The 25,748-nt window shown below is 69.4% G+C and carries 23 protein-coding genes; 16 read left to right on the top strand and 7 right to left on the bottom strand.

Features of this window, described 5'->3' with window-relative positions; genetic code table 11:
* Positions 1 to 32 precede the first annotated feature (32 nt).
* Positions 33 to 299 carry a hypothetical protein gene (locus KRR26_RS13370; RefSeq protein ID WP_120208707.1) on the top strand — a complete coding sequence of 89 codons (267 nt, stop codon included), beginning with the start codon at positions 33 to 35 and terminating at the stop codon, positions 297 to 299.
* Here the strand turns inward: KRR26_RS13370 and KRR26_RS13365 are convergent.
* From KRR26_RS13365 to KRR26_RS13350, 4 genes are all read right to left on the bottom strand, one after another.
* A complete protein-coding gene (locus KRR26_RS13365) occupies positions 281 to 2,998 on the bottom strand; it encodes an SNF2-related protein (RefSeq protein ID WP_233577331.1) in 2,718 nt (905 codons plus the stop codon). The genes KRR26_RS13370 and KRR26_RS13365 overlap by 19 nt on opposite strands.
* A gap of 235 nt (positions 2,999 to 3,233) precedes the next feature.
* Entirely contained in the window at positions 3,234 to 4,562 is a 1,329-nt protein-coding gene (locus KRR26_RS13360; RefSeq protein WP_120208710.1) for a DUF58 domain-containing protein, read from the bottom strand.
* On the bottom strand, positions 4,559 to 5,494 hold the full coding sequence (locus tag KRR26_RS13355) for an AAA family ATPase (RefSeq protein WP_217079984.1): 936 nt from the start codon (positions 5,492 to 5,494) through the stop codon (positions 4,559 to 4,561). Before KRR26_RS13355 ends, KRR26_RS13360 begins: the two co-directional genes overlap by 4 nt.
* A 12-nt stretch (positions 5,495 to 5,506) precedes the next feature.
* Complete coding sequence (locus KRR26_RS13350; protein WP_120208713.1) at positions 5,507 to 6,463, bottom strand: hypothetical protein; 957 nt, start codon at positions 6,461 to 6,463, stop codon at positions 5,507 to 5,509.
* A gap of 46 nt (positions 6,464 to 6,509) precedes the next feature.
* Here KRR26_RS13350 and KRR26_RS13345 point away from each other — a divergent pair, with 46 nt between their 5' ends.
* Positions 6,510 to 8,618 carry a peptidylprolyl isomerase gene (locus tag KRR26_RS13345; protein ID WP_328707120.1) on the top strand — a complete coding sequence of 703 codons (2,109 nt, stop codon included), beginning with the start codon at positions 6,510 to 6,512 and terminating at the stop codon, positions 8,616 to 8,618.
* A 9-nt stretch (positions 8,619 to 8,627) separates the two neighbouring features.
* Here the strand turns inward: KRR26_RS13345 and KRR26_RS13340 are convergent, their stop codons facing one another.
* Positions 8,628 to 9,749, bottom strand: a complete 1,122-nt coding sequence (locus KRR26_RS13340) for an HD domain-containing phosphohydrolase (protein WP_120208947.1) — start codon at positions 9,747 to 9,749, stop codon at positions 8,628 to 8,630.
* A 250-nt stretch (positions 9,750 to 9,999) separates the two neighbouring features.
* On the opposite strand from KRR26_RS13340, the gene KRR26_RS13335 reads away from it, so the two are divergent.
* The 4 genes from KRR26_RS13335 to KRR26_RS13320 all read left to right on the top strand — a co-directional run bounded on the left by KRR26_RS13335 (position 10,000) and on the right by KRR26_RS13320 (position 14,164).
* Positions 10,000 to 11,001 carry an NAD(P)H-dependent amine dehydrogenase family protein gene (locus KRR26_RS13335; RefSeq protein ID WP_217079983.1) on the top strand — a complete coding sequence of 334 codons (1,002 nt, stop codon included), beginning with the start codon at positions 10,000 to 10,002 and terminating at the stop codon, positions 10,999 to 11,001.
* 16 nt (positions 11,002 to 11,017) lie between these two features.
* Positions 11,018 to 11,467 (top strand): MaoC family dehydratase N-terminal domain-containing protein, encoded by a 450-nt coding sequence (locus KRR26_RS13330; RefSeq protein WP_120208717.1) that lies wholly within the window; start codon positions 11,018 to 11,020, stop codon positions 11,465 to 11,467.
* Entirely contained in the window at positions 11,467 to 12,132 is a 666-nt protein-coding gene (locus KRR26_RS13325; RefSeq protein WP_120208718.1) for a MaoC family dehydratase, read from the top strand. Before KRR26_RS13330 ends, KRR26_RS13325 begins: the two co-directional genes overlap by 1 nt.
* Positions 12,133 to 12,319: 187 nt before the next feature.
* Positions 12,320 to 14,164, top strand: coding sequence for an acyl-CoA dehydrogenase (locus tag KRR26_RS13320; protein ID WP_120208720.1), 1,845 nt, complete (start codon positions 12,320 to 12,322; stop codon positions 14,162 to 14,164).
* A gap of 24 nt (positions 14,165 to 14,188) precedes the next feature.
* On the opposite strand, the gene KRR26_RS13315 is transcribed toward KRR26_RS13320, so the two are convergent.
* Positions 14,189 to 14,638 carry an ExbD/TolR family protein gene (locus KRR26_RS13315; protein WP_120208722.1) on the bottom strand — a complete coding sequence of 150 codons (450 nt, stop codon included), beginning with the start codon at positions 14,636 to 14,638 and terminating at the stop codon, positions 14,189 to 14,191.
* Between the two features lie 12 nt (positions 14,639 to 14,650).
* Positions 14,651 to 15,370 carry a MotA/TolQ/ExbB proton channel family protein gene (locus tag KRR26_RS13310; protein ID WP_120208723.1) on the bottom strand — a complete coding sequence of 240 codons (720 nt, stop codon included), beginning with the start codon at positions 15,368 to 15,370 and terminating at the stop codon, positions 14,651 to 14,653.
* A gap of 42 nt (positions 15,371 to 15,412) precedes the next feature.
* Between KRR26_RS13310 and KRR26_RS13305 the strand changes: the two genes are divergently transcribed.
* From KRR26_RS13305 to KRR26_RS13260, 10 genes are all read left to right on the top strand, one after another.
* Positions 15,413 to 16,243, top strand: a complete 831-nt coding sequence (locus KRR26_RS13305; RefSeq protein ID WP_120208725.1) for a DUF4292 domain-containing protein — start codon at positions 15,413 to 15,415, stop codon at positions 16,241 to 16,243.
* 60 nt (positions 16,244 to 16,303) lie between these two features.
* A complete protein-coding gene (locus KRR26_RS13300; RefSeq protein WP_120208949.1) occupies positions 16,304 to 17,080 on the top strand; it encodes a GspE/PulE/PilB domain-containing protein in 777 nt (258 codons plus the stop codon).
* A 9-nt stretch (positions 17,081 to 17,089) separates the two neighbouring features.
* A complete protein-coding gene (locus KRR26_RS13295) occupies positions 17,090 to 18,025 on the top strand; it encodes a GspE/PulE/PilB domain-containing protein (RefSeq protein WP_217079982.1) in 936 nt (311 codons plus the stop codon).
* A complete protein-coding gene (locus KRR26_RS13290) occupies positions 18,022 to 19,047 on the top strand; it encodes an ABC transporter ATP-binding protein (protein ID WP_328707119.1) in 1,026 nt (341 codons plus the stop codon). The genes KRR26_RS13295 and KRR26_RS13290 overlap by 4 nt, the downstream gene beginning before the upstream one ends.
* The gene (locus tag KRR26_RS13285; protein WP_217079981.1) at positions 19,044 to 20,084 is read left to right on the top strand and encodes an ABC transporter ATP-binding protein; all 1,041 of its coding nucleotides are present in this window, start codon (positions 19,044 to 19,046) and stop codon (positions 20,082 to 20,084) included. Before KRR26_RS13290 ends, KRR26_RS13285 begins: the two co-directional genes overlap by 4 nt.
* A complete protein-coding gene (locus KRR26_RS13280) occupies positions 20,053 to 20,460 on the top strand; it encodes a DUF2085 domain-containing protein (protein WP_217079980.1) in 408 nt (135 codons plus the stop codon). The genes KRR26_RS13285 and KRR26_RS13280 overlap by 32 nt, the downstream gene beginning before the upstream one ends.
* Positions 20,461 to 20,525: 65 nt before the next feature.
* Positions 20,526 to 21,173 carry an RNA polymerase sigma factor gene (locus tag KRR26_RS13275; protein WP_217079979.1) on the top strand — a complete coding sequence of 216 codons (648 nt, stop codon included), beginning with the start codon at positions 20,526 to 20,528 and terminating at the stop codon, positions 21,171 to 21,173.
* Positions 21,170 to 22,552 carry an anti-sigma factor family protein gene (locus tag KRR26_RS13270; protein ID WP_217079978.1) on the top strand — a complete coding sequence of 461 codons (1,383 nt, stop codon included), beginning with the start codon at positions 21,170 to 21,172 and terminating at the stop codon, positions 22,550 to 22,552. Before KRR26_RS13275 ends, KRR26_RS13270 begins: the two co-directional genes overlap by 4 nt.
* Before the next feature lie 109 nt (positions 22,553 to 22,661).
* Positions 22,662 to 23,636, top strand: coding sequence for a TadE/TadG family type IV pilus assembly protein (locus KRR26_RS13265; RefSeq protein WP_120208736.1), 975 nt, complete (start codon positions 22,662 to 22,664; stop codon positions 23,634 to 23,636).
* A 13-nt stretch (positions 23,637 to 23,649) separates the two neighbouring features.
* On the top strand, positions 23,650 to 25,740 hold the full coding sequence (locus tag KRR26_RS13260) for a pilus assembly protein TadG-related protein (RefSeq protein WP_120208737.1): 2,091 nt from the start codon (positions 23,650 to 23,652) through the stop codon (positions 25,738 to 25,740).
* Positions 25,741 to 25,748 lie beyond the last annotated feature (8 nt).

The following is a 25,748-nucleotide window of genomic DNA, read 5'->3' as shown; positions in this document are numbered from 1 at the left end:
GCGAGCGCATCTGTTGCTTACCGTGAAGCGTCATGAATGCCATCACCGTGGCGGCGCTGCTCATTCAGCTCACGACTGCCGGTGGCGCGAGCGGAACCGGCGCGCGGCCGGCGCCACGTCCCGCGACCCCGGGGCGCGGGGGCGACTTGGGCAAGGACGTCGCGGCCCTGAAGAATGAAATCTCCTCCCTCAAGGAGGAGTACCGCGCCGCGCGCCAGAAGCAGCGCCTGGCCGCTGAGCAGAAGCAGCAGGCCGAGGACGCGCGCTACGCGACGCCGACCTACGAGAGCCAGAAGTAGGCGGAGGCGATCATCGACCGCTTCTCCGTGACGCGGGCCTTGTTGGCCAGCTCCGCGAGCTGCCGGTCCTTGGAGGCATAGCGCTTCTCCTCCTCGTTGCGCAGCGAGGACAGCTTGCGGCGGTAGTCGCGCTCCATGCGGTCCGAGTGCGCTCTCGCCTTGGCCCGCTCCGCGATGTCCTCGGTGTGGGCCACCACCTTGCGCGCCTCGAACCACGCCTCGCGCGCGGTGTCCACGGACTCGCGCGACTCCAGCAGACAGTCCTCCACGTAGCGGTCCGCGCGCTCCTTGGACTTGTCCAGCTCGGTCGCGTTGCGGCGCTCGGCGGCGCGGATGATCTCATCCTTGGCGGCCATGAGCGCCTGCTCGTGCATGAGCTGCACGGACACGGGCGCGGGCTGCCGGCGCTTCTCCTCCTTCGCCGCCAGCTTCACGAAGTGACTGCCGTCCGCCAGGGGCAGGGCGCGGAAGTTGCCATCCCGGTCCTTCACGAGGACCAGGTGCACGAGCTTCTCCTCGGGCTTCAGGCCGGTCGTCTCGAACTTGTAGACGAACCACCAGCCCTCGCTGCCCGCCAGTCGCGCCAGCCGAGACGGCAGACCCGCCGCGTCGAGCTGGAGGTAGCTGATGGCGTCCTGCGTCCGGTCGCGCACCGCGTACGCGGCCTTGGCCACCTGCAGGCGGCCCGAGGCGCGGCTGCCCAGCACGGAGCCGGTCAGCGCGCGCGCCTCCTGCTGGCGCTTGGCCAGGCTCTCCTTGGCCTGATCTCCCGCCACGCGCAGGCGCCGGCGCACGTCGCCGTCGAAGCGCTCCAGCACCACCGAGCGCATCTCCGTCATGCGCTTGCTGATGGTGCCTTCCAGCTCGCCGCGCAGCTTGTCGAAGGCGCTGTTGATCTCATCCGGGTGCCGGCACGACTGGTAGATGTCCAGCACGCGGCGCTCGAAGTCGACGCCGCTCTCCAGCGCGCCCAGGATTTCATCCGAGGCGCCGAACACGCCGTCGAAGAGGCTGAGCTTTCTCTCCAGCAGCTCGAACAGGCGCGCGTCCGCCGCGTTCTGCCGGTTGAGGAAGTTGACCACCAGCACGTCGCGCTGCTGGCCGTAGCGGTGGCAGCGGCCGATGCGCTGCTCCACGCGCTGCGGGTTCCAGGGCAGGTCGTAGTTGACGACCAGGTTGCAGAACTGGAGGTTGAGTCCCTCGGCGCCCGCCTCGGTGCAGATGAGGATCTGCGTCTTGTTGCGGAACTCGTCCACCAGCGCCCGGCGCTCCTCCGGGGTGCCGCCCGCGTCGCCCGATAGGAGGGAGATCTTCCCCCGGTAGCCGTGCGCGGACAGCAGCTCGGTGAGGTACTGCTGCGTGCGCTTGGACTCGGTGAAGATGAGCGCCTTCTCCGGCCAGCTGTGCGCGCGCATCACCGTGAAGGTGCGATCCAGGGCGCGCTTGAGGGCCTCGCCCTTGGCGTTGATCCGGATGGAGTCCGCCAGGTCCGCGTACTGCCGCAGCTCCCAGACCTCCTGCTCCAGCGCGCGCAGGCTGGGCGCCTTCGCGGGATCATCCGACCACTCCTCGCCCTCCTCGACGAACTGCTTGGCCTCCTCGGGCTCGAAGAGCGACAGGGCCTGCTGTCCCAGCCGGGCCGCGTCCAAGCGCTTCTGGAGGTTGTCGGAGAGCCGCCGCAGGGTGGGGGCGATGGCGTACGTCGAGGAGGCCAGCAGCTTGCGGTAGCAGAGCGTCAGCAGCGTCTTCTTGCCCGGCTCGATGGCGCACGACTCCGCCCGCCGGAGGTACTCGCTGACCTTCTCGTAGAGGTCATGCTCCTCGGGCGAGGGCATGAAGTCTTCCACGATGCTGCGCCGGTTGGTGTAGCGCACGTACTCGCGCACCTGTCGGCGCAGCGTGCGCTGGACCACCGGGGCCAGTCGCTCCTTGAGCTCGCAGGCGGCGGACTCGGACATGCCGCCCGCCTCGTCCACGCGGTAGCGGCTGCGGAAGGCGTGCTCGGGCCCGAGGATCTGCTCGTCCAAGAGCGACGTCAGCCCGAACAGCTCCATGAGGTTGTTCTGGAGCGGGGTGGCGGTGAGCAGCAGCTTGGGGCGGCCCGCCAGCGACGCGCGCAGCGCCTGGCCCGTCTTGTTGTTGGGCCGGTGCGCGTTCCGCAGTCGGTGGGCCTCGTCGATGATGACCAGGTCCCACGGAATCTCGGCCACCAGGTGCGACTTGTTGGCGGCGAACGGGTGCGAGCAGATGACGGGGAAGGGTTGATCGAAGCAGTTGCCGTTGGCGCGCACGTTGCGGCCGTCGATCAGCACGCTGTCCAGGTCGAACTTCTCGCGCAGCTCGGCGTTCCACTGCGCGCGCAGCACGGCGGGCGCAAGAATGAGAATGCGCGCCTTGCCCTCGGCCATGAGCTGGCCCACGACGAGGCCCGCCTCGATGGTCTTCCCCAGGCCGACCTCGTCCGCGAGCATGCAGCCGCCGCGCGACAGGGCGTCGAGCGCGAACATGGCCGCCTCGACCTGGTGCGGGTTGAGGTCCACCTTGGCCTCGGACAGCGCGCCCGCGAGCCGGTGCTGAGAGTCCGCGCTCTTCGCCAGCAGCTCCTCCGCGAGCAGCCGCTCATGGAAGGGCGTCAGCGTCCGCGAGGACTCGCCATCACCGCGCGGCGGTGACGCGTCCGCTTCGACCTCGACCCTCAAACCCCTCGCGACCTCCGCCAAGACCCTGTCTCCATCCGTCGTGTCGAGCCCGTCCACCAGCCGGGCGAACCGATAAAGCGCGCCATTTTGTTGACCGCAACATGCATGTAAAGGGGGTCTTCTCCGAGGCCGAAAAATCGGCCTCCGCGCGATCGGCGCTCGCTCGCGTCGGCGGCATCTACACCCTCCGGCGCATGCAGTGGATGAAAAGTTCCAGGGGGCTTGACGAACGGGCTCAGAGCAGTCCGCGAGCCTTGACATCCAGGTACGCGTTGAGCGCCGCGGCGCCGAAGCCGTGTGCGGGGGCTCGCACCACGAGCGCACCCGCGTCGCGCAGGGTGTTGGCGGTGCGGAGGTACTCGCGCTCCAGGCGGCTGGCGACCTGTCGCGCATAAGCGGCGGTGACGTCCGCGGGCACGTCGGTGGCGGCGGCCTCCAGGTCCTCGTCGCGCAGCGAGGCCACCAGTGGCAGGTGGCGCGGACGCAGGGCCAGCGTCCGCGTCAGGAGCGCTCCGGAGGCACCGGGGTCCACCAGGTCGGTGAACAGGACCACCAGCGCGCGGCGCGTCTGGCGAGCGAAGGCGAAGTCGAAGGCCCGGCCGTAGTCGCTCTCTTCCAGGGCTGCTTCGACGCGGTAGAGCGCCTCGGTGATGAGGCGCAGGTGCTCGCGTCCCTGTCTGGGGGGGAGGAACGCGCGCACGTCGCTGGCGAAGGCGAGCACGCCCACGCGGTCGCCCGCGTCGAGGCTCACGCGGGCCAGTCGCAGCGCCGCGTCCACGGCGTGGTCGAGCTTGCGCCGTCCGCCCACTTCACCGGCCATGTGCCGCCCGCAGTCGAGCAGCAGCAGCACGGGTTGGTGCCGCTCGGGTTGCCAGGTGCGCACGCGCATGTCGCCTTGCCGCGCGGAGGCCTTCCAGTCGATGTGGCGGTAGTCGTCGCCGGGCCGGTACTCGCGGAGGGATTCAAACTCGCGTCCCTCGGTGGCCTTGAGGCGGACGGTGCGCGCGGAGGATGCGTCCTCGGCGCGGGTGAGCGCGAGCGCCTCCCGCGAGAGGGCGGTGAGGTCCGGGTACACCTTCACGTCCCGCGCCGCGGGCACGAGGACTTGTCTTGCGCACAGGCCCAAGGGGCCCATCAGCCGCAGGTGCAGGTCGCCGAAGTGGGCATCGCCGCGCGCGGTGGGACGGACGCGGTAGGAGACGGTGGTGGGAACGGGCCCCGGCCGCGCGGCGAAGGGCTGGCGGTGTCCGAGGCTGTCCACCTCGGGTGGGGGCTCGTCGCGCACCTCGCCGCGGATGACGGCGGCGCCTCGCGCGTGGAGCCGCAGGTGCACCCGGTTGTCCACGCCCGAGGAGAGGATGGGCTCCACATCCCGGCGCGCGTCCACGTCCTCGGCGCGGGGGGCGCGAGCGAAGTCCAGCGCGATGAGCGAGACGACCGCGAGGTCCACCGCGAGCACGAGCCACGCGAAGGCGGGCGACACCCCGGCGAGCGCCGCGGGGATGAGGCCCGCGACGAGGAGCGACACCGCGAGGCCCGTGGGGACCGGACGTCCGATGCTCACCTCGGCACTCGCACCCGCTCGAGCGTCTGGCGAAGCACCTCGTCCGCGGTGATGCCTTCGACCTCGGCCTCCGCCTTCAGCAAGAGTCGGTGGTTGAGCACGCTGCCCGCCACGGCCTTCACGTCGTCCGGCGTGACGAAGTCGCTGCCCTGGAGCGCGGCGCGGGCCTTGGATGCCGCCAGGAGCGCCTGGGCCGCGCGAGGGCTGGCGCCCAAGCGCACGCGCGGGTTGGTGCGCGTCTCGCGCGTCACCTGCACGACGTACTGGAGGATGGACTCGTCACACGCGACACGCGCCGCGCGCTGTTGCAGCTCGACCAGGGTGGGCGCATCCAGCACGCGCTCCACGTCGATGGGGCGCCCCTCTCGCTGGTGGAAGGCGCGCAGCATGGCGCCCTCGGCGTCCGCGTCCGGGTAGCTCACGCGCACGCGCATGAGGAACCGGTCGAGCTGCGCCTCGGGCAGCGGATAGGTGCCCTCCAGCTCCAGCGGGTTCTGCGTGGCGACGACGAAGAACTGGGGGGGCAGGGGATGCGTCACCCCGTCGATGGTGACCTGGCGCTCCTCCATGGCCTCCAGCAACGCGGCCTGGGTCTTGGGCGGAGTGCGGTTGATCTCATCCGCGACCAGGACCTCGGTGAAGATGGGTCCCTTCACCAAGCGGAAGCCGTGCTCCTGCGGCTGGAAGACGTTGGTGCCGAGGATGTCCGCCGGCATCAGGTCCGGCGTGAACTGGACGCGCGTGAACAGGAGGCCCAGCGCGCCGGCCATGCTGCGCGCGGTGAGCGTCTTGGCCACGCCGGGCACGCCCTCCAACAACACGTGGCCGCGCGCGAGGAACGCCGTCACCAGGTCCGCGAGCACGCGCGGTTGGCCTTGGACTGCGGCGCCCAGCGAGGCGAGGAGGCGGTCGAGGGGCGTGGCGCTCGTCATGTCGGGAGTCCGCTACTGCGCGGACTTGTCCTTGAGGCCCATGAGCGTGCCGCCCAGGGCGGCCAGGGCACCCAGCACCGCGAGGAACACGCCCATGCTCGGCGAGGAGTTCATCATCTCGGTGTTGCCCATGGGGGTGGGCACGCGCGCGGTGTCCGAGGCCAGCTTCATGAAGATGAGCCCCCAGAGCAGCGTCACGATGGACATGCCGAGCTGCGCGAGCCACGGCACCATCGGGTTGAGCTGCGCGAGCGAGCGACGTACGCGGACGCCGATGGCGATCATCACGCCCACCGACAGCAGGCACGCGCCGACTCCCGAACTCATCAGCCCGAGGATGTCGCCATCCGCGGCCGTCTCCTTCCACGGCAGGAAGCACGAGAGGACGACCGCCGCGGCGCCCCAGAACGCGATGCGATCCGCGCCCTTCAGCTCCCGAAGGAAGTCGCGCCCCTGGAGCATCAGCACCTCGGGGTCCTCGATGGCGCTGCCGCCGGGACGCCGCTCGGAGCGCTCCCACGCGTCCTCGACGTCGGAATACGAGGGCTCGGGAGGCGGAGCCGGAGCGCGGCGCGGCGCGGGGGCAGCGGCGCGGCCTCCGCTGCCCGAGCTGCTCGGTCGGGCCGCTGGAGCGGGGCGCGATGCTGGGCGCTGGGCGCGCTCGCGGGTGATCTGCTCCATGCTCTTCACGTTCGTCGCGTCATCGGACGGCGCGGGGCGAGCGGGCTTGGCGGGACGCGCACGCGCTGCGGGCTTGGCCGCCGTGCGGGGATCCTCCCCCGCGCCGGTGGACTCATCATCTCCCTGCTCGGGCGGCGGTTCGGCGGAGAGGAACGCGGAGTCGATGATGTAGTCGCAGACGGGGCAGATGGACGAGCCTTCCGCCACCTGGGTGTCGCAGCCAGGGCAGTTCAGGGCCGGCGCTCCTGAGAGAGAAAACGTGCGCGCATCTTCGAGGCGCCGGGCCATGGCTGTCAAACCCCGTGAGTCCTAACCCCTGGATTTTCGCGGGGAATTGACCTACGCCAAGCCCATGCGCCGCCTGCCCGTCGCCCTGTTCGTCCGCCTCGCGCTGCTCTCCTCGCTCGCGGGATGTGCTCACTCCAATCCCGCGTCCCCAGGCTCCGCGAGTTCGGCTCGGGCACGCCAGGACATCGCGCGCTGGGAGGATCAGCGCTCGCTCGGGGACGGGCAACTTGTGGCGTGGGCCGTGGGGGGCGAGGACCCATCGGTGCGGGCGCGGGCCCTTCGCGCGCTGGCCCGTATCCAGGATGTCTCCACGCTGACCGCGGTGGTGGCGGGACTGACGGCGCCGGCGGCCGACGTGCGGGACGAAGCGGCCTTCGCGGCGGGCGAGCTGGCGCTGTCCTGGGAGCCACTGCCCGAGACGGCCCGCGAGCAACTCACGACGGCGTTGATCGCCGCCGAGGCCCAAGAGTCCGAGGGGCGCGTGCGGGCCTCGCTCGTGGAGGCGCTCGGGAAGCTGGGCACGGGCGGCGCGATCCGGCACCTCACGGGGCGGATGACGGAAGGCTCCCCGGAGTGGCGTGCCTGCGCGGCGCTGGCCCTGGGCGTGGTGGCGCGGCGCGGTGGCGCGGCGGGCGTGCGCGAGGTGCCGATGGCGCCGGCGGCGCAGCTCCTCGCGGCCGGGCTCCCGGAAGAGGCGCGCTACGCGGGCGCGTACCTCCTGGCGAACCTCCGCCGTGCCGAGACGCTGTCGGCCCTGCGCACGTGCCTGAGCGATTCCTCGCCGGACGTGCGCGCGCTGTGTGCGAAGGGAGTCGGGGACGTGGGGGGCCCCGAGGACGCCGCGACCCTGGGCGCGCTGCTGTCGAGAGAGACGACGCCCCGAGTGGCGGCCGAGGCGGCGCGTGCCCTGGCGAAGCTGACGGCGTCGTGCAGTGGGCCCTGCCTGCCCTTGGATGCGCTGAAGGGCGTGATGCCCAGCCTGGCGCACGTGGCGCGAGGCGAGGCTGCTTGGAGTCATCCGGTGCTGGCGATCGCGCAGCTGGGCCTCCCGGGCTTCGCTCGCCCGCTGTGGGTCGCGCTTCGGAAGGAACTCTCGGGCGCGATGGCGCACGCAGGGTCGGAGGTCGCGCGAGGCGACCTCGCGTGGCTCGATTGTCGGGTGGCCGCGGCGATGGATCATCAGACGGGTGCGCTCTCCGAGGTGCTGCGTTGTGGCGACGGCCGGGTGGCGGAGCCGCGGCGCCTGGCGCTGGGCCTTCGGGAGGTCGCGCGCAGCCAGGGCGCGGGAGGCGCGGACTTCGCGGTCGCGCTGCTGAGCCACCCGGATTCGCGCGTACGCCTCGCCGCGTTGGAGGCCGTCGCCGAGCGCCCCGTGCCGAGCGCGGCCGAGCCCGTGCGCGCGCTGCTCGAGGGCACGGACCTCGTGGAGGCCGGCGCCGCGGCGTCCGTGGCCGGGCGACTGAAGGACGCCCAGGCGCTGCCCGCAGTGGAGCGTCTGGCCGCGCGAGTGGCCCATGCGACGGATCTCGCGGAGCCGGTCGCGGGCGCGCTGGTGGCGCTCAAGGGGAAGGGCGCCGAGCCGCTCCTGCGCGAGTGGCTCCATCATCCCCACGCGAACGTGCGCCGCGTGGCGGCCGACGCACTCACGGAACTCACGGGCCAGCCGGTGCGCTCGGCACGCGTGGCCCTGCTCGGTGAGACCCTCGCGCCCACGCAGCCCGCGGGAGCGCGGCTGCGCTTCCACACCGCGAAGGGGACCTTCGACGTCCGCCTGGATACGGACGAGGCCCCGGTCACCTCGGGCAACCTGCTCGCCCTGGCCCGTCGTGGCTACTTCCAGGGCGTCGCGTTCCACCGCGTCGTCCCGGACTTCGTGGCGCAGGGCGGGGATCCGCGCGGCGATGGGGAAGGGGGGCCTGGCTACTCGATTCGCTGCGAGATGACGCGGCGACTCTACCGCCGGGGCGTCGTGGGCATGGCCCTGTCCGGCAAGGACACGGGCGGCAGCCAGTTCTTCTTCACGCACGCGCCGCAGCCCCACCTGGACGGTCGCTACACCGCGTTCGGCGAGGTCGTCTCGGGGATGGACGTGGTGGACGGGTTGCTGGAGGGCGACGTGATGACCTCGGTGGAGGTCATCGAGCCCGGCGCCTGAATCCGAGCCTCAGCTTCCGCTCGCTCGCGCGGGCGGAACGGGCGGGCCGCCACCGAGCGGCTCGAGGTTCCAGCGGCGGTTCTCCGTCTCTTCCATCTGCTCGACGTCCTGGCGGATGCGGGCCCACTCGCTGTCGGGGATGCGCAGGAACGCCTCGGCGAGCGCCGGATCGAACTGCGTTCCGGAACACCGGCGGATCTCATCCTTGGCCACCGCGAGCGGCCGACCCTTGCGGTAGGGGCGGTCCGACGTGATGGCATCCAGCGTGTCCACCAGACAGAAGATGCGGGCCCCGATGACGATCTCTTCACCGGCCAGGTTCTGCGGGTAGCCCTTGCCGTCCCACCGCTCCTGGTGCTGCATCACGATGAGCGCCGCATCGTGCAGGTAGGGCATCTTCGCGAGCATGCGGTAGCCGAACTCGGGGTGCTTGCGCATCTCCACCCATTCCTCGGGCGTGAGCGGGCCGGGCTTGAGCAGGATGGAGTCGCGCACGCCAATCTTGCCGATGTCGTGCAGCAGCGCGCCTTGCTCCACCACGTCCAGCGCGTAGCCGGACAGGCCAATCTCCTCGGCCACCCGCCGCGAGTAGAGCGAGACGCGACGCGAGTGCCACTGCGTCTCGGTGTCGCGGTAGTCGAGCGCGCTGATGAGTCCGTCCAGCAGGCCCGTGGTGCGCTCCACCACGCGGTGCTCCAACTCTCGATTGATGGCGAGCAGCTCCGCGTTCTTCTCCGCCACCTCGCGCGTCAGCCGCTCGTTGGCCTCCACCAGTCGGTAGTGCTCGAAGGCTTGACGCACGCTGCTGGTCAGCTCGCTGAGCGCCCAGGGCTTGCCCAAGAGGCGGAACACCTCGCCTCGGTTGACCGCCTCGGAGGCGGTGCGGAAGTCCGCCGCCGCCGTCAGCATCAGCCGCACCGCGCGCGGGTTCTTCTCACGCAGTGCGGAGAGCAATTCGATGCCGTTGAGGTACGGCATCATGAAGTCCGTGAGGACGACGTGGAAGCCCACCTCTCGCGCTGCGAGTACGGGATCGCTGTGCGTGACGACGTCGTACCCCTCCGTCTGCAGGATCCGAGACAGCGCGGCCAGGATGAGCACGTCGTCATCCACCACGAGGATGCGGTCCATGTCGGCGAGGTCTCCAGTGCGGCGGGCCTTCTCGCAGGCCGTCCCGCCCTTATACATCCCTTGCCTCCTGCCCATACAGGACCCCCCCTGACGATTCCGGGCCGCCAAGCCATGGAAATCCTTGGAGAATGTTCCAAACTGGAAGTCTGGAGGATCCAAGTGATGCTTGCCTGCCCGGCAATGCGTGGTCTATGGTGACGAAATCGCCTGTTTGTTGATGTAACCCCTTGTAATTCTGGAGCAATCTCCGATGGCTAGAGCCCCCGCAGGGCCGGTGCCGGTGGTGGTGATGGGGCTGGGGTTCATTGGGCAGGAAATTGCCAAGGCAGCCCTGTCTTCGCAGGAGGTCGAGCTCATTGGAGCCGTGGATACCCAGCCGTCATTGGTGGGGCGCGCGCTCGGTGAGGTGCTCGGTCAGCCCGCACCCAAAGTAAAGGTGATGGACTCCCTGGAGCGCGCCGTGGGGCGCCGCCAGGGCGTGGTCCTCTTGCATGCGACGGGCTCGCGGCTGCCCGAGGTGATGGCGCAGCTGCTCGAGGCGGTGAAGCTGGGCCTCCCGGTGGCGAGCACCTGCGAGGAGCTGGCCTTTCCGTACCTGAAGCACCCGGAGCTGGCGGACAAGTTGGATCGCGCCGCGCAGCGCGCCGGCGTGGCGGTGGTGGGCACGGGCGTCAACCCGGGCTTCGTGTTGGATCGGCTCATCGCGACGGCGGGGCAGGTCTGCGGTCCGGTGCGCAAGGTGACGGCGACGCGGGTGGTGGACGCGCGCACGCGCCGCGAGGCGCTCCAGCGCAAGGTGGGCGCGGGGCTGAGCGAGGATGAGTTCTTCGCCCTGGTGGACAGCGAGCAGCTGGGCCACGTGGGCCTGGTGGAGTCCGCCGCGCTCGCCGCGCTGGGGTTGGGGCTGGACTGTGATGATTACGAAGAGGAAGTCGCGCCCGTGTTCGCGGAGGAAGACATCTCCGGGGGCGCGTTCGCGGTGAAGAAGGGACGCGTGGCGGGCATGTTCCAGTCCGTGGTGGGACTGGAGGATGGCCAGGAGCGCGTGCGGCTGGAGTTGACTATCGCTGTAGGGGCGGAAGACCTCAAGGATCGGATCGAAATCGACGCGGATCCAAAGTTGGTGCTGGAAGTTCCGGGGGGGGTGGCGGGGGACCGGGCCACCGCGAATGCGCTGGTGAATGCCGCGCCACGCTTGACGGCCGCCGAAGCAGGGCTCCTCACGGTGCTCGAGCTTCCGGCAGGACGGTAACTGTCAGGAGAGGGACATGCTCGACAAGAACGCGATCGGCCGTGCCTCGCCGCCGACGCTGAATGAAGTGGAGAAGGGGTCCATCCGGCGCTTCGCGGAGGCCATCGGAGACTACAATCCCATCTACTACGACGAGGAGTACGCCCGTGCATCGGGCTACCCCACCATTGTCGCGCCCCCCACCTTCCCGGCATCGTTTCATTCCGCCGCTGACCTGCGCGAGCTGCTCGGCGTAGGCATCAAGAGCTTGCTCCACGCCGAGCAGGGCTTCGACTACGAGCGCCCCATCTTCGCTGGAGACCGCATCTTCGTCTCCACGCGCGTGGCGGACGTCTTCGAGCGGCCTGGCATCGCGGGGAAGATGGACATCGCGGTCATCGAGGATGAGGGCCGCGACGAGGAAGGCAACCTCGTGTTCCGTGCCCGCAGGACCCTGGTGGTGCGTGCTTCCAAGGAGACTCCCTGATGCCCGCGCGCAAGCTCTACTTCGAGACCATCCGCGTCGGTGACGAACTGCCGGCCCTGGCCAAGGCCCCCATCGACCGCGTGCAGCTGTCGCGCTACGCGGGGGCCTCCGGTGACTACAACCCGGTGCACGTGGACGAGCTCTACGCCAAGAGCGTGGGCATGCCTTCCGTCTACGCGCCGGGGATGCTGGTGATGGGCATGCTCGGCCAGCTCATCAGCGACTGGGCCCGGGGCGGCCAGCTGCGGCGCTACAACGTCCGCTTCATCAAGATGGTCTGGCCCGGAGACACCGTGGTCTGCAAGGGCCGCGTGAGCGACCGGCACGGCTCCGGCGGCCGTTACTTCGTGGAGATCGACCTCTGGGCGGAGAACCAGCGGGGCGAGCTCGTCATGAAGGGCGGCTCTCAAATCCAGCTCTTCTACTCGCTCGAGGACGAGAGCCGGCAGCGCTCCGGCCAGGCGCCCATTGTCGTCGAGGTGCCCCGCGAGAGCCTGGCCACCGCCAGCGCCAACGCGGGCGGGTCCTCCGTGCCCCGCGCCCCCGAAGAGGGCGAGGACTCGGGCGAGCCCCGCACTGGCGCCTCGTCCAAGAAGACCGCGCCCCGAGAGAAGCCCGCCGCCAAGACGGCGACCCTGCCCTCGGCGCGCAAGCCCAAGAAGTAGGCCTGCCCGGGGAGCGACCCTGCGTTCAGCCCGGTGGCTCTGACCGCCCCTCAACGCAGGGTGTCATTCAAGGTTGACTCAAAAATCAGGCGACGCCAAACTTCCTGCGTCCTTACCGGGCCTCTGACCCCAAACCGCTCTTCCGCGTGGGGAGCGGCGGGCAGCGAGCCCTCACGCAGGAGTGGCCATGTCCGCCGGCATCAACACCTACAAGACCGACCTTCGAGAGATCTTCTTCACGCTGTTCGAGCAGTTCGGCTTCGGCCAGGTCGCGGGCCAGGTGCCCTACGAGGCCTGGGGCTCGGACGAGGCTCGGGCGGTGTTGACGGAGACGTACCGCTTCGCGCGCGAGGTGCTGGGGCCCCTCAACTCGGTGGGTGACCGCGAGGGCTGCCGCGTGGAGAAGGGCTCCGTGTTCACGCCCACGGGCTTCAAGGACGCGTGGAAGAAGCTCTACGAGCAGGGCTTCAAGACGGTGGCGGTGAGCCCGGACCACGGCGGCCAGGGCGCGCCGATGATGCTCCAGGTGACGGTGGAGGAGATCCTCTCGGGCGCCAACACGGCGTTCAACATGTACCCGGGCCTGGCGTTCGGCGCGGCCGAGGTCATCGCCGAGTGCGGCACGCCCGAGCAGCAGAAGCAGTTCGTGGAGCGCATGCTCAACGGCACGTGGGGCGGCACCATGTGCCTCACCGAGCCGCACGCCGGCTCGGACGTGGGCGCGGCCAAGTCGACGGCGCGTCGCAACCCGGACGGGACGTACAGCATCCGCGGGACGAAGATCTTCATCTCCGGCGGCGACCACGACATGGCGGACAACATCATCCACCTGGTGCTCGCGCGCATCGACGGCGCGTCGCCCGGCACCAAGGGCCTGTCGCTGTTCATCGTCCCCAAGCGCCGCATCAACGCGGACGGCTCGGCGGGCGCCGCCAATGACGTGGCGGTGGGCTCCATCGAGCACAAGATGGGCATCAACGGCTCGGCCACCTGTGTCATCAACTTTGGCGAGAGCGACAACTGTGTCGGCGAGCTGGTGGGCACCGTCGAGCACGTCGGCATGAGCCAGATGTTCAAGATGATGAACGGCGCGCGCATCGCCGTGGGCATCCAGGGCCTCGGCCTCGCGTCGGCCGCGTACTACAACGCGCTCGACTACGCGAAGGACCGCAAGCAGGGCTCGCACTTCACCAAGTGGAAGGACCCCACCGCGCCGCGCGCCGCCATCATCGAGCACCCGGACGTGCGCCGGATGCTGCTGGAGATGAAGGCCCACATCGAGGGCATCCGCTCGCTCATCATCAAGCTGGCCATGCACCTGGACAAGGCGCGCCAGCTCGCCGGCAAGGATGACGACGCGGCCAGCTACCACCGCGGCCAGGTGGAGGTGCTCACCCCGCTGGTGAAGGCGTACTCGTCGGATCAGGCCTTCCGCCTCTGCGCCCAGGCCATCCAGGTGTACGGCGGCGCCGGCTACATCCAGGACTACCCGGTGGAGCAGTACACGCGCGACTCGAAGATCTTCTCCATCTACGAGGGCACCAACCACATCCAGGCCATGGACCTGGTGGGCCGGAAGATGGGCCAGGCGGGCGGCGCGCACTTCCAGCAGTTCATGGGGGACGTGGGCACCTTCGTGGAGACCCACCGCGAGCACGCCATCTTCGGCGACGCGGTGAAGACGCTGGCCGCGGCCCAGGAGGGCCTGATGTCCAGCGCGATGGCGCTGTTCGGCTGGTCGCAGGACGGGGCCAAGTTCCCGCTCATCCCGCTGTCCGCCAACCGCTTCCTCCAGATGATGTCCGAGGTCGCGGTGGGCTGGCTGCTGCTGGACGCCGCCATCGTCGCGGAGAAGGCCGCGGCGTCGCTGTCCGCGGACCACCCGGACAAGGCCTTCTACGACGGCAAGAAGTACAGCGCGCTCTGGTACGCCCGGAACGTGCTGCCCAACGTGGAGCACGCCGCGCGGCTGATCGCCCTCGAGGATACCTCCCCGATGGACATCACCGACGCGGCCTTCGCCTCCGTCTGAGGCGAAGGGCGGGGTGCGCGGGGGCTACTCGCCCTCGCGCACGCCGATGGCGAGCTGGGCCAGCCCGGCCTTCTTCGCCAGCTCCATCACCTGGACCACCGTGCCATGGGGAACCCCCTCGTCCGCCTGGACGATGACCACGGTGTCCGGGTTCTGTCCCCGGGCCTGCTCGAAGGCCTTCTTGAGCTCGTCCTGGGACACCACGTTGCCCGACACGACGAAGCGCCCATCCGCCAGCACCGCCACGGACAGGTCCGTGGTGCGCGCGGTGACGTCGGCGGCGCCGCCCTTGGGCAGGTTCACCTTGAGGCCCGTCTTCACGCCGCCGCCCGGGCCCTGCTGAACGATGACGGTGCTCGTCACCATGAAGATGATGAGGAGCACCAGCATCACGTCCGTGAGCGGCGTGATGTTGATCTCCGCGAACACGCCCTCGTTCTCGTCGTCCGACCCTGGCGTCTTTCCCATGCCCATGGCGCGGTCTCCTTACGTGGACGAGGGCGCCGGCTGCGCGTCCGGGCGGGGAGGGGAGGCGGGGGCTTCCACGGCGGGGGGCACGCCCGCGGCGCGCTCCTTGAGCAGCTCCACGAACTCGTCGCCCAAGAGGCGCAGCTCCACGAGCACGCGAGACAGCCGGGCCTGGAAGTAGTTGTAGAAGACCATGGCCATGACGGCCACGAGGATGCCCACCGCGGTGGCCACGAGCGCCTCGGAGATGCCCGTCATCACCGCCGACGTTCCGCCCGTTCCGCCGGCCTCCACGTCCAGGCCCAGGTCCTTGAACGAGCGCATGATGCCGGCCACGGTGCCGAACAGGCCCACGAAGGGCGTCGTCGAGCCAATGGTGGCGAGGATCCACAGGTTGCGGCGCAGCTTGAGGCCCACCTGGGCGCGCTCGCGCTCCACCGCGGACTCGATGCCCGAGCCGCCCGTGGTGCGGGCGCGCTCCCAGCGCTCGAAGCCCGCGAGGAAGATGTCGGCGGCCACCGCGTCCGAGCGCTCGGCCGTGGTGCGCGCCGCGGGCACGTCACCTCGGAGCAGGTGCTTGTGGATGGTTTCCCCCAGGGCGCGCGAGCGCTCGCTCACTCCCCAGAGGGCGAGCAAACGTTCGATGGCCACGCCCAGTGCGACCACCGAAGCGGCCAGGAGCAGGGCGAGGGTGACACCGCCGAGGCGAAGGTAGTGCAGGAGATCGTTCAGGCTCATGGAGGATGACCGGGCAGGGCCGCCTGGCCCAGACTAGGACATATGAACCGCGCAGCCGCTGCAATCTTCCTGGCCCTGCTTTGTTCGGCCTGCCCCAAGCGACTCGAGTTTGGTCCAGAAGGCCGCATCAGCGACCCGCAGGTGCTCTACCAGCACGTGCGCGAGCGCCAGTCCCAGGTCGTCACCTTGGAGGGCGACGCGAAGGTGCACATCGAGTCCCCGCAGGGCAGCGGCACGCTCAGCATGTTCGTGGGCATCAGCCGCCCCGCGCTCGTCCACCTGGAGACGTTCGACTTCTTCAACCGGCCCGTCGCCTCGCTCACCAGCGACGGCGAGCGGTTCGGCCTGCTCCAGGCGCGCGACAACACCTACTACCAGGGGCCGTCGAGCCCGGAGAACGTCTCTCGCTTCCTGCCCGTGGTGTTGCCGAGCGAGGAGCTGGTCGCCGTCATGCTCGGCCAGACCCCGCTCATTCCTCCGGAGCGGATGACGCTGGAGCTGGATGAGAAGAACCGGGTCTACGTGCTCACGCTCTACCGAGGCCCCGCGCGTCAGACGCTCCGCGTCGATCCGCGCTACCTGCGCGTGGTGAAGAGCGAGGTGAGCGGCGTGCCGGGCTACGACCTGGCATTCGATGACTTCAAGCTGCGCGGCGAGCTGCTCTTTCCAGGAAAGGTCTCCCTGGATGCCGCCTCGGCCAATACGAAGCTGGAGCTGCGGTATCAGCGGGTGACACTCAACGGACGGCCGGACCTCACACTCTACGAGTTGGCGGCCCCGGAAGGCGCGAAGGTGGTGGACGTGGACGCCCAGGGGCGCGAGCTGTCGGGCCCCCACCCGGTGGGTCCTCCGCCACCGGTGCCGGGCTCCTAGGCGGCCGGGCGCGGAAGAATCAGTGGTTTGGCGCAACTCGGGTACACTGGCCCGTACGACATGGCACAGATCAAGCTTGGCGAACTGCTGATCAAGGCGAACGTGCTCCAGGAGAGCCAGCTCAAGGCCGCGCTCGCCGAACAGGCGAAGTGGGGCGGAAAGCTGGGGGAGATCCTGGTCCGGATGAACCTCGTGTCCGAGGACATCCTGGTCCGCGCCCTGTCCAAACAGCTCGGGATGCCCGCCGTGAACCTGGAGGCGGTGCAGAGCGTGCAGCCGCACGTGAAGGCGAAGATCTCCACGCAGACGGCGCGGGACTTCTCCGTGCTGCCGCTCCAGCTTCGGGATGAGGGCAAGACGCTGGTGGTGGCCATGTCGGATCCGCTCAACGTGCGGATGCTCGACGAACTGCGCGCCATCACCAAGTGCCGCATCGTGGTGAACGTGGCGGGCCGGACCTCCATCGCGCGCGCCTTCGCCCGCATCTACGAGGAGACGGCCGAACTGGAGGACGCGGACACCAACTTCAAGGTGGTGGACGCGCAGGGGCGCACCGTCGTCAAGAACCTCAAGGACCTGGATCCCGCCGCGGCCGCGGTGGTGAGCGCCGGTCCTCCTCCGAGCGCGGCGGCCCGGAGCGCCCCGGCGCCACGTCCGCAGGCGCCCGTGGTGGAGTCGCCTCCAGCCCGCGCCGCGGGAGGCAGCCCGGCGGACATGCTCCGCAGCGTCGAGGACGTTCAGCGCAAGGAAGTGGCCGCGCTCAAGGCGATGGTCGAGCTGTGCATCGAGAAGGGCATCTTCTCGCGCGAGGAGTACCTCGCGAAGGTCAAGCGGTAGCCCTCACCCATGCGCAAGAAGATTGGCGAGCTGCTGGTCCAGGCCGGCGTGGTGACCGAGGAGCAGGTCAAGACGGCGCTGGCGTCCGTGCGTCGCGGCCAGGGACGGAAGCTGGGCGAGGTCCTCATCTCCCAAGGCGCGTGCAACACGACGGACATCGCGCGGGCGCTGGCGACTCAGTACGAGCTGCCCTTCGTGGAGCTGCCCGAGAACATCCCCGTCGCGGTGTCGTCGCTCGTGTCGGTGGACTTCCAGACCGAGCACCGCATCCTCCCGTTCCGTCTGGAGTCGGAGGGACGGGGCGAGAAGCTGCACGTGGCGGTGGAGGACCCGGCGGACCTGACCATCGTGGATGAGCTGCGCTTTCAGCTCAGCAAGCAGCTGCGCATCTTCGTCGCGTCGCCGGACGACATGGACACCGCGCTGGCGCGTGCCCGGGGAGAGCCCTTGGACATCGTGGAGGCCGAACCTCTGGACGAGGAGCCCGTCGCTGCGCCTCCGCGTCCGCGCCCCGCCGCGAGTGCCGCGGCGATGCCGTGGGAGCTGCCACCGCCGCCGCCCGCCGAGTCCAACGCTTCTGGCGTCGATGTGTTGGAGGACCTGCTCGGCGCGAAGGCGCGCCCGGGTTCCGTGAAGCCGCCCCCGCCGCCCGTGCCGGACGACGAGCCAGAGCCCGGCTCGGGCAAGCCCCGCGTCCCGGTGGTGATGTTCGGCGGCGCCGCGCAGGGCTCTCGGCCGTCGGTGGTGCTCACGCCCACGCCCAGCTTCTCGGAGGAGGACCTGGCGGTGCTGGATGACCTCGACCGGCTGTCCAAGGGCGAGGAGCCGAGCCTCGACACGGAGAAGGTGAAGCCCGCGCGCATGGTGGCGAGCCTCATCCGGCTGTTGATTCGCAAGGGCCTCATCCAGGAGTTGGAGTTCCTGGAGGAGCTGGCGCGGAAGTGACCGTCGGGACGCACCCCGCCTCCGCCGAGCCCGTGCTGGAGGTGCGCGGGCTGACCACGGAGCTGCGGTTGGAGGACGGCCCGGTGCGCGCGGTGGATGGCGTGTCGTTCTCGGTGCCGGCGGGGAGCACGCTCGGCGTGGTGGGCGAGAGCGGCTGCGGAAAGAGCCTGACGGCGCTGTCCGTGATGCGGCTCGTCCCCGAGCCCCCCGCGCGCATCGTCGCGGGTGAAGTGCGCCTGCGCGGCGTGGACCTCCTGTCGCTCCCCGAGGCGCGGATGCGCGAGGTGCGCGGACGCTCGCTGGGCATGGTGTTCCAGGAGCCGATGACCTCGCTCAATCCCGTGCATACGGTGGGCGAGCAACTCGCCGAAGGACCTCGGCTCCACCTGGGTGAGTCCCGTCGGCGCGCGCGCGAGCGGGCCGTGGAGTTGCTGCGCACCGTGGGCATCCCGGCGCCCGAGGAGCGCGTGGACGCTTATCCGCATCAACTCTCCGGGGGCATGCGCCAGCGGGTGATGATCGCGATGGCGCTCGCGTGTGACCCCTCGCTGCTCATCGCGGACGAGCCGACGACCGCGCTGGACGTCACCGTCCAGGCGCAGATTCTGGAGTTGCTCAAGCGCCTGCAGGCCGAGCGATACATGGCGGTGCTGCTCATCACCCACGACCTCGGCGTGGTGGCAGGGCAGTGCGACACCGTCGCGGTGATGTACGCGGGCAAGGTGGTGGAGTACGCGCCCGTGCGCGAGCTGTTCGCGCATCCCGCGCACCCGTACACGGCGGGGCTGCTGCGCTCGATTCCCTCCTGGGATGCGGCGCGCGGGGGCTCGGCGGAAGGTGCGCGACCTCGGCTGCGAGCCATCCCGGGCATGGTGCCGTCCTTGCGACAGCTGCCGACGGGCTGTGCCTTTCGCGAGCGCTGCGAGCGAGCCGTGGACCGCTGCGCCCAAGTCGCGCCGGCGCTGGAGGTGAAGCGAGGGGCGCAGCTCGCCGCCTGTCATCATCCGGTGCCCACGTCATGACCGCGCCGCTCATCCAAGTCCGTGACTTGAAGGTGCACTTCCCGGTGCGCCGAGGGCTGCTGGGGCGGCCCCGCGGCTGGGTGCGCGCGGTGGACGGCGTGGACTTCGACGTGGCGCGCGGCGAGACGCTCGGCGTGGTGGGGGAGAGTGGCTGCGGCAAGAGCACGCTCGGGCGCGCCTTGCTGCAACTCGTGGACATCACCCATGGCTCGGTCCGCTTCGATGGACAGGAACTCGTGGGGCTCTCGCCGCGCCGCGTTCGGCCGCTGCGGCGGCGCATGCAGCTCGTCTTCCAGGATCCGTTCGCGTCGCTCAATCCTCGGATGACGGTGCGGGACATCCTGAGCGAGCCCTTCGTCATCCACGGCCTGTCGCGCGGCGCGGAGCGGGAGCTGCACGGCCTGCTGGACGTGCTCGGGCTGCCGAAGGACGCGCTGGAGCGCTTTCCGCACGAGTTCTCCGGCGGTCAGCGCCAACGCATCGGGATTGCACGTGCCATTGCGTTGCGCCCGGAGCTGGTGGTGGCGGATGAGCCGCTCAGCGCGCTCGATGTCTCCATCCAGGCGCAGATCGTCAACCTGCTGGTGGAGCTCCAGCGTGATCGCGGGCTGACCTATGTCTTCATCGCGCATGACCTCAAGGTCGTGGAGTACCTGTCCACCCGCGTGGCGGTGATGTACCTGGGCCGCATCGTGGAGCTGGCTCCGGCGCGGCGGTTGTCTCAGGGGGCTCGGCATCCGTACACCCGCGCGCTGCTGTCCGCGGTGCCCGTGCCCGACCCGACGCATCCGCGCACGCGCCAGGTCCTGCCCGGTGAGCCGCCGTCCCCGATGTCTCCGCCGGGCGGGTGCGCGTTCCATCCGCGATGCCCGCAGGCGACGGAGCGGTGCCGGCGCGAGTCACCCCCGCTGTATCCAGTGGCCTCGGGGCATTCGGTCGCTTGCTTCCTCGCGGAAGGCGATGCGCTCGGTTCCACCCAGGCTTCTTCACTCGCAGGAGGTTCCGGTGTTCTGGCTCAGCCATCATCACCCGGATGAGTACAACCGCACCTACCTGCTGGGCGGCGTGCGCGTGTGCGCGCGTTGCCTGGGCACGTACCCCGTCCTGGTCGCGGTCTTCCTCGCGCTCTTCGCCTTGCGCGCGCCGCTGACGTTCGACGCGGAGGTGCCACTGGGGCTCATGCTCGTGTCGCCCGCGCTCATCGACTGGGCGGTGGGACGCTTTCGGCCCGCCGCGGGGTCCAACCTCCTGCGCTCCTTGACGGGCGTCTTGCTGGGGGCGGGGCTGGGGCGCTCGCTGTTCATTCACGTTCAGCGGCCATTGCCCACGGTCCTCCTGGCGCAGAGCGCATGGGTGACAGCCGTCGCGGTCCCTGTCATTCTGGCTACTTACCGGAGGCCACGTCCGGAATAGACCCTGACCGCGCCTTGGTCCGTTAGAGGGCCTGGGCGGTGGGAAAGGGAAGCACCCGTGGCTCCATGAGCAATGGGGGAGTGTTGGGACCGGAGATCTCAGACGAGCGGCTGATGCTCGCCTTCCAGGCGGGAGACGCTCGTGCATTCGAGGCCCTGGTGCGCAGGCACCGAGCGCCGGTCTTCAACTTCATCCTGCGTTTCGTCGGTCACCGGTCGCGGGCGGAGGACGTGCTGCAGGAGACGTGGCTCAAGGTCGTGCGCAGCGCCCGGGAGTACGAGCCCAAGGCCAAGCTGACGACGTGGCTCTACACCATTGCGAGGAACCTCTGCGTGGACAGCACGCGCAAAGAGAGCTACCGCCAGGCCTCCTCCTTGGAGGCGCCCGCCGCCGGCACGGACGGCGACGAGGGGCGTGCGCTCGGGGAGAGCCTTCCCGATGAAGGCGCCAGCCCGGAGCGGGGCGCTCACAATGCGCGGCTGCGTCCCTTGTTGGAGCGCGCGCTCGCCAGCCTTCCGGAAGAGCAACGCGAGGTCTTCATCCTTCGTGAGTACAGCGGCATCCCGTTCAAGGAGATCGCCGAGGTGACAGGCGTGTCCGAGAACACAGTGAAGAGTCGGATGCGCTACGCGCTGGAAGCGCTGCGCCGACGCCTGGGCGAACTGGGCGTGGACGGCGATCTGGCGGAGGATGGAAGGACGGTGGCGGGATGAAAGCGCAGAATCCACACGCGCACGAGGACCGGCTCCTCGACTTCGCCTATGGCGAACTGCCCAGCACCGAGGCTCAGGCCTTGGAGGCGCACCTGCAAGGGTGTGTCCGGTGCGCTCGGGCCCTGGAGGACATCCGGGGCGTCCGCGTCACCATGGCCCAGCTCTCCGACGAGCCCGCGCCCGACGCGGGGCTGGAGTCCTTGCTCGCCTACGCGAACCAGGCCGCCCGTCGCGCGGCGGCGGGCCCCGAGCCCAAGCCCTCGCGGTGGCGCCGCTGGCTGCTGCCCGTGGCGGGACTGGCCGCGGTGGGCACCCTGGGCATCCTGTCCATCACGGTGAACGAGAACCTGAACCTGGCCCCCGCGATGAAGGCGGCGGACGTCGTGGGCGCCAAGTCGCCCGGCGCGGCTCCCGAGGTGAGTGCGCCGTCCGCGCTCGAGGCCAAGGCCGAGGCCGCCCCGGCTCCGGCCGCGGCGCCGCTCGCGGATGACCTCCCACTGGACAAGGCTCCCAAGCGCAGGGACCGAGGGGCCTACCCGGAGCGCTCGGTGGAGTGGATGAACGCCGGCAGCGGGGGCGGTCTGGACACGCGCGCCTCGAAGCTGGCGCCCGCGAAGAAGCAGCTGGCGGACTTCGGCCAGAAGGAGCGGCCGCCGCCGCCGCCTCCGCCCGCGCAGACGGTGGCTGTCGCCGCCGAGCCCCAGCCCGTGGCCCAGGCTGTCGCCGGACCGCGCTATGACGACCTCGCCAAGGAGGAGCGCTCGTCCTTGCGCCTCGGTGGTGCTTCTCTCGCGCGGGAAGTGGCGGATGAAGCGGAAGCGCCCGATGGGCTCATGGCGAATGCCCCCAGTGCGGCCGCGCCAGCGGGCCGAGCCCCGGCCGAGGCTCCGAAGCCCGTCGCCGCATCCAAGTCCGTGAGCAAGGCCGCGCCCGCTGCGTCGCGGGCCGCCGTGGAGGAAGACGCCCCGCGCTCGGCTGTGGGGGGCGCCCTGGCGGGCAAGGCGGATCAGGCCCCCAGCCCGACCCCAGCGTCGCCTCCGGCGCTGTCCTGGCAGGACCTGTCCCGGCAGGCGCAAGCGGCGGCGAGCCAAGGCGATGATCTCCGCGAGCTGCGGTTCTTGCGGGAGGCCTTGAGCGCGGGGGCTCCCAGGACGGAGCGCGTGAGGATTCTCAACCGATTGTGTGAGCTGGAATCCGCCCTGGGGCAGGACTCCGCGGCGGACGAGTCCTGCAATCGCGCCCTGGCCGAGTCCCCCAACTCACGAGCGGCCGAGGTTGCGCTGCGGAAGATGAAGAAGCGGTCCGTGTCGCAGCCAGCTCCTGCTTCTGCCGCGCCCGCGCTTCCTCGAACCGAGCCGCCCAACGGTGGAGCCCGCTGAGAGAATTGATATGCTCAGTGTGAGAATTTGAGACACCCTGGGAGCGAGTGTTGCGCAACAGGCCATTTGACCGATGCGTCATGTGGGCGCTGTTCTCGATAATGACGACATGAGGCGGTCTGAGAAGGTTGGGGCGGGGCGGGAGTCTGGCCAGGTGGCCGTCGAGTCGGCACTCGTGATGCCGCTCATGGTCTTCCTGGCGCTGGGAATCATCCAGCTCACGATGATCCAGCACGCGAAACTGATGACGGAGTACGCGGCGTATCAAGCCGCGCGCGCAGGCATCGTCTGGAACGGCAACAACGAGCGCATGCACGACGCGGCCATCGTCGCGTTGCTGCCCACCATGGGGCGGACCGACGACATCGTCGAGCTGGGAAAGACGTGGGGAAAGCACCAGCTCTATGACAAGGCGATGCGCGCGTTGGCGTGGGGCGGCGGCGTCGTGCCGGAGTCGCTGAACGGCTCCAACCTCTTCGGCATCATCCGGGTGGATACCGTCAACCCGGCCTACTTCACGCCCATCGACACGATTTGGAAGCTGCGCGCGGGCTACAACTGGCAGGAGTTGGACTTCGACGGCGCGGACAGCTTCCCGGAAGTGCCCGGCCTCGAGTCGAAGATCATCAAGTTCTTCAACCTGCCCCAGCCGGATGAGTCCGAGACCGTCTACCGCAAGGCCACGCGTCTCACCATTCGCCTGCGCTACTGGTACGAGATGCGCGTGCCATTCGCCAACTGGGTCATCTTCTACGCGTGGTACGCCTCCAACGCGCAGGTCGCGCTGCGTGGCGCCATTGATCGCCCGACGCTGGAGCAGAAGGCGAACATGACGAACCGCACGAAGGACATCAGCGCCCTGCGTGGCAAGGCTCGCGGAATGGACCACGAAGAGGGCTACAACACGGTCTACGCCCCGGAGATGTGGGTCCTCTGGGGGCTGGCGGATGGCAGCATCCCCCTCGTCTCGAAGCTGGTCGGCAAGCGCTACTTCCTGCCCTTGACGGCCACATACACCATGCGGATGCAGTCCAACTTCCACCGCAAGTGGATCATGCACCTCAAGCCCGACTGGGGCCTGTAAGAGGAATTGCCCCATGTTCACCCGGATCCTCCGACAGAGTTTTCGTCGCCAGGAAGGCCAGGCGCTGGTGCTTGCCGCGCTGCTGGTCCTGGTGATGTCCATCGCGGTCGTCACGACCGTCAACATCGGCCATACCGTCCACGAGCGCATTCGCCTGCAGAACACCGCGGACGCGGCCGCCTACTCCATGTCCGCCATGGAGGCGCGGGCGTTCAACTTCTACGCCTACGCCAACCGCACCCAGGCATCACACTACGTCTCCGCGATGATGTGGCAGTCGCTGCTGTCGCTCATCTACTTCGCGGAGGCCTTCCTCGCGGACACGTATGGGTTCATGAAGACGCTGAACCCATGCGCGGGTAAATCCAAGAATATCTTCTGGAAGGTGGCCTGTCCCATTCTCGAAGCCTTGCCTTACATCGGGCAGGTTTTGAAGATCATAGACAAGGCGATGGATGCCTGGCGGATGATCGTCAAGGCTTTCCATACGCTCATCCGGACGACCAACCCAGACAAGCTCATTGGCAAATTCATCATCCCGACCCACCGGATACTCAACAGCGTCCTGTTCTTCGCCTCACAAGCGGTGATGATGTCGGCGTCCACGCACGTCTTGCAGACCACCGACACGGTCATCGCGGATAACGACAAGAACATCAACTCGCTGGTCAGCCAGGGGGTCACGGGCGTCATCAGCCAATGCCTCTTCGATCAGTCGCACTTCCCAGAGGCAGGTGGGCGCCCGCTGGGCATGCCCGTCAATCCCTTCAAGCCCATCAAACCCGAGGCGTGGCGCCACGATGAGAAGGAGGCCCGCGCCAAGCGCGCCATGGGCGCGGTGGCCAACGCCACCCGCTATGCCTGCGACTCGAAGGGGAGTCTGGGCGTGGGCAGCGTGGACCTCATCTCCTGCCAGGAGCGCTTCATCACGTCCCGGCGCCTGGGGGATCTCATCCCGTTGCCGGACTGGCTGGGCATCCTCCGCGACTGGCTCAACAACGAGATCGACATCCCGGGCGTGTTCAGCTTCGGCAAGCTGGGCCAGACGCGTCTGCTCACGGTCAACAACCCGGACCGCGCGAAGATCGTGAAGACGAACACCGCGCGCAATTACATCCGGGATTGGCGCGAGGGCATCGCTCCGTCGCTCGGCAGCATGGCCCAGGGAGACAACATGGGCTCGGATGACCTGTACTGGCTGAAGTTCGGGCCGGCCAACATCCCGGGCTTCCGCAACCCGCTGTCTTGCAAGACCGACGTGAAGGACCCCAGCGAGTGCTGGGGCGATCCGCGCAAGGGCCTCAAGGACACCGGCGGCAAGTACATGCCGTACCAGTACATGGCCAAGACGAGCATCTGGGCCATGAACGCCACGGAAGGCTCATTCCAGAACGGCGGCGTGCACTGGCGCGTGCATCCGCAGCGCATGCCCACGGGCGACACGACGTGGCGCGGCTACACGCGCCCCAGCGGGCCCGAGGGCGAGGTGGGCGTCACGGAGCACAAGATCTGCACCTTGCCCGTGTGCTTCCTGGGGGCAGGGAAGATCAGCGTGTACACGGCGAACGTGCACCCGGCGGAGGACACCAACCATCCGTGGGGCGGCGTCGTCCCGTTCATGCACTTCGAGCCCGGTCAGTTCGACGGTGTCTGTGATCGCAAGGCGAGCACCGAGACCGCCGCGAAGCGCGACCGGTTCGACTTCAACCAGCCGTCCACCTGGGTGGCGCTGAACAAGTCCCCGGACGAGGTCATGAACAAGGACCTCAAGGACAAGGACGCTGGCACGAACGCGCCCGCGCAGCTCAACGACCAGGGCAAGGTGAAGTTCTCCTTCACGAGCGACACGCACGGCCTGGAGATGAAGAACGACCGGAAGAAGTTCGCCGGCTTCGTCGAGGGGCTCAACGTCATCACCCGCGGCCAGACGTACTACCACCGGCCGGGCAACTGGACGGAGCATCCGAACTTCTTCAACCCCTACTGGCGCCCGCGACTGGCGTCCGTGTACCAGGGGCGAGGGACGCTCCCGCTCATCACGACGCTGGAGTCACAGCTCCCCACCCAGGTGCGCGGCATCGCGGCCAAGGTCATCACCCATTGAGCCCCGCC

Source organism: Citreicoccus inhibens, assembly GCF_019039035.1.
GTDB lineage: Bacteria > Myxococcota > Myxococcia > Myxococcales > Myxococcaceae > Citreicoccus > Citreicoccus inhibens.
This window is presented reverse-complemented; position numbering and strand designations above follow the sequence as displayed.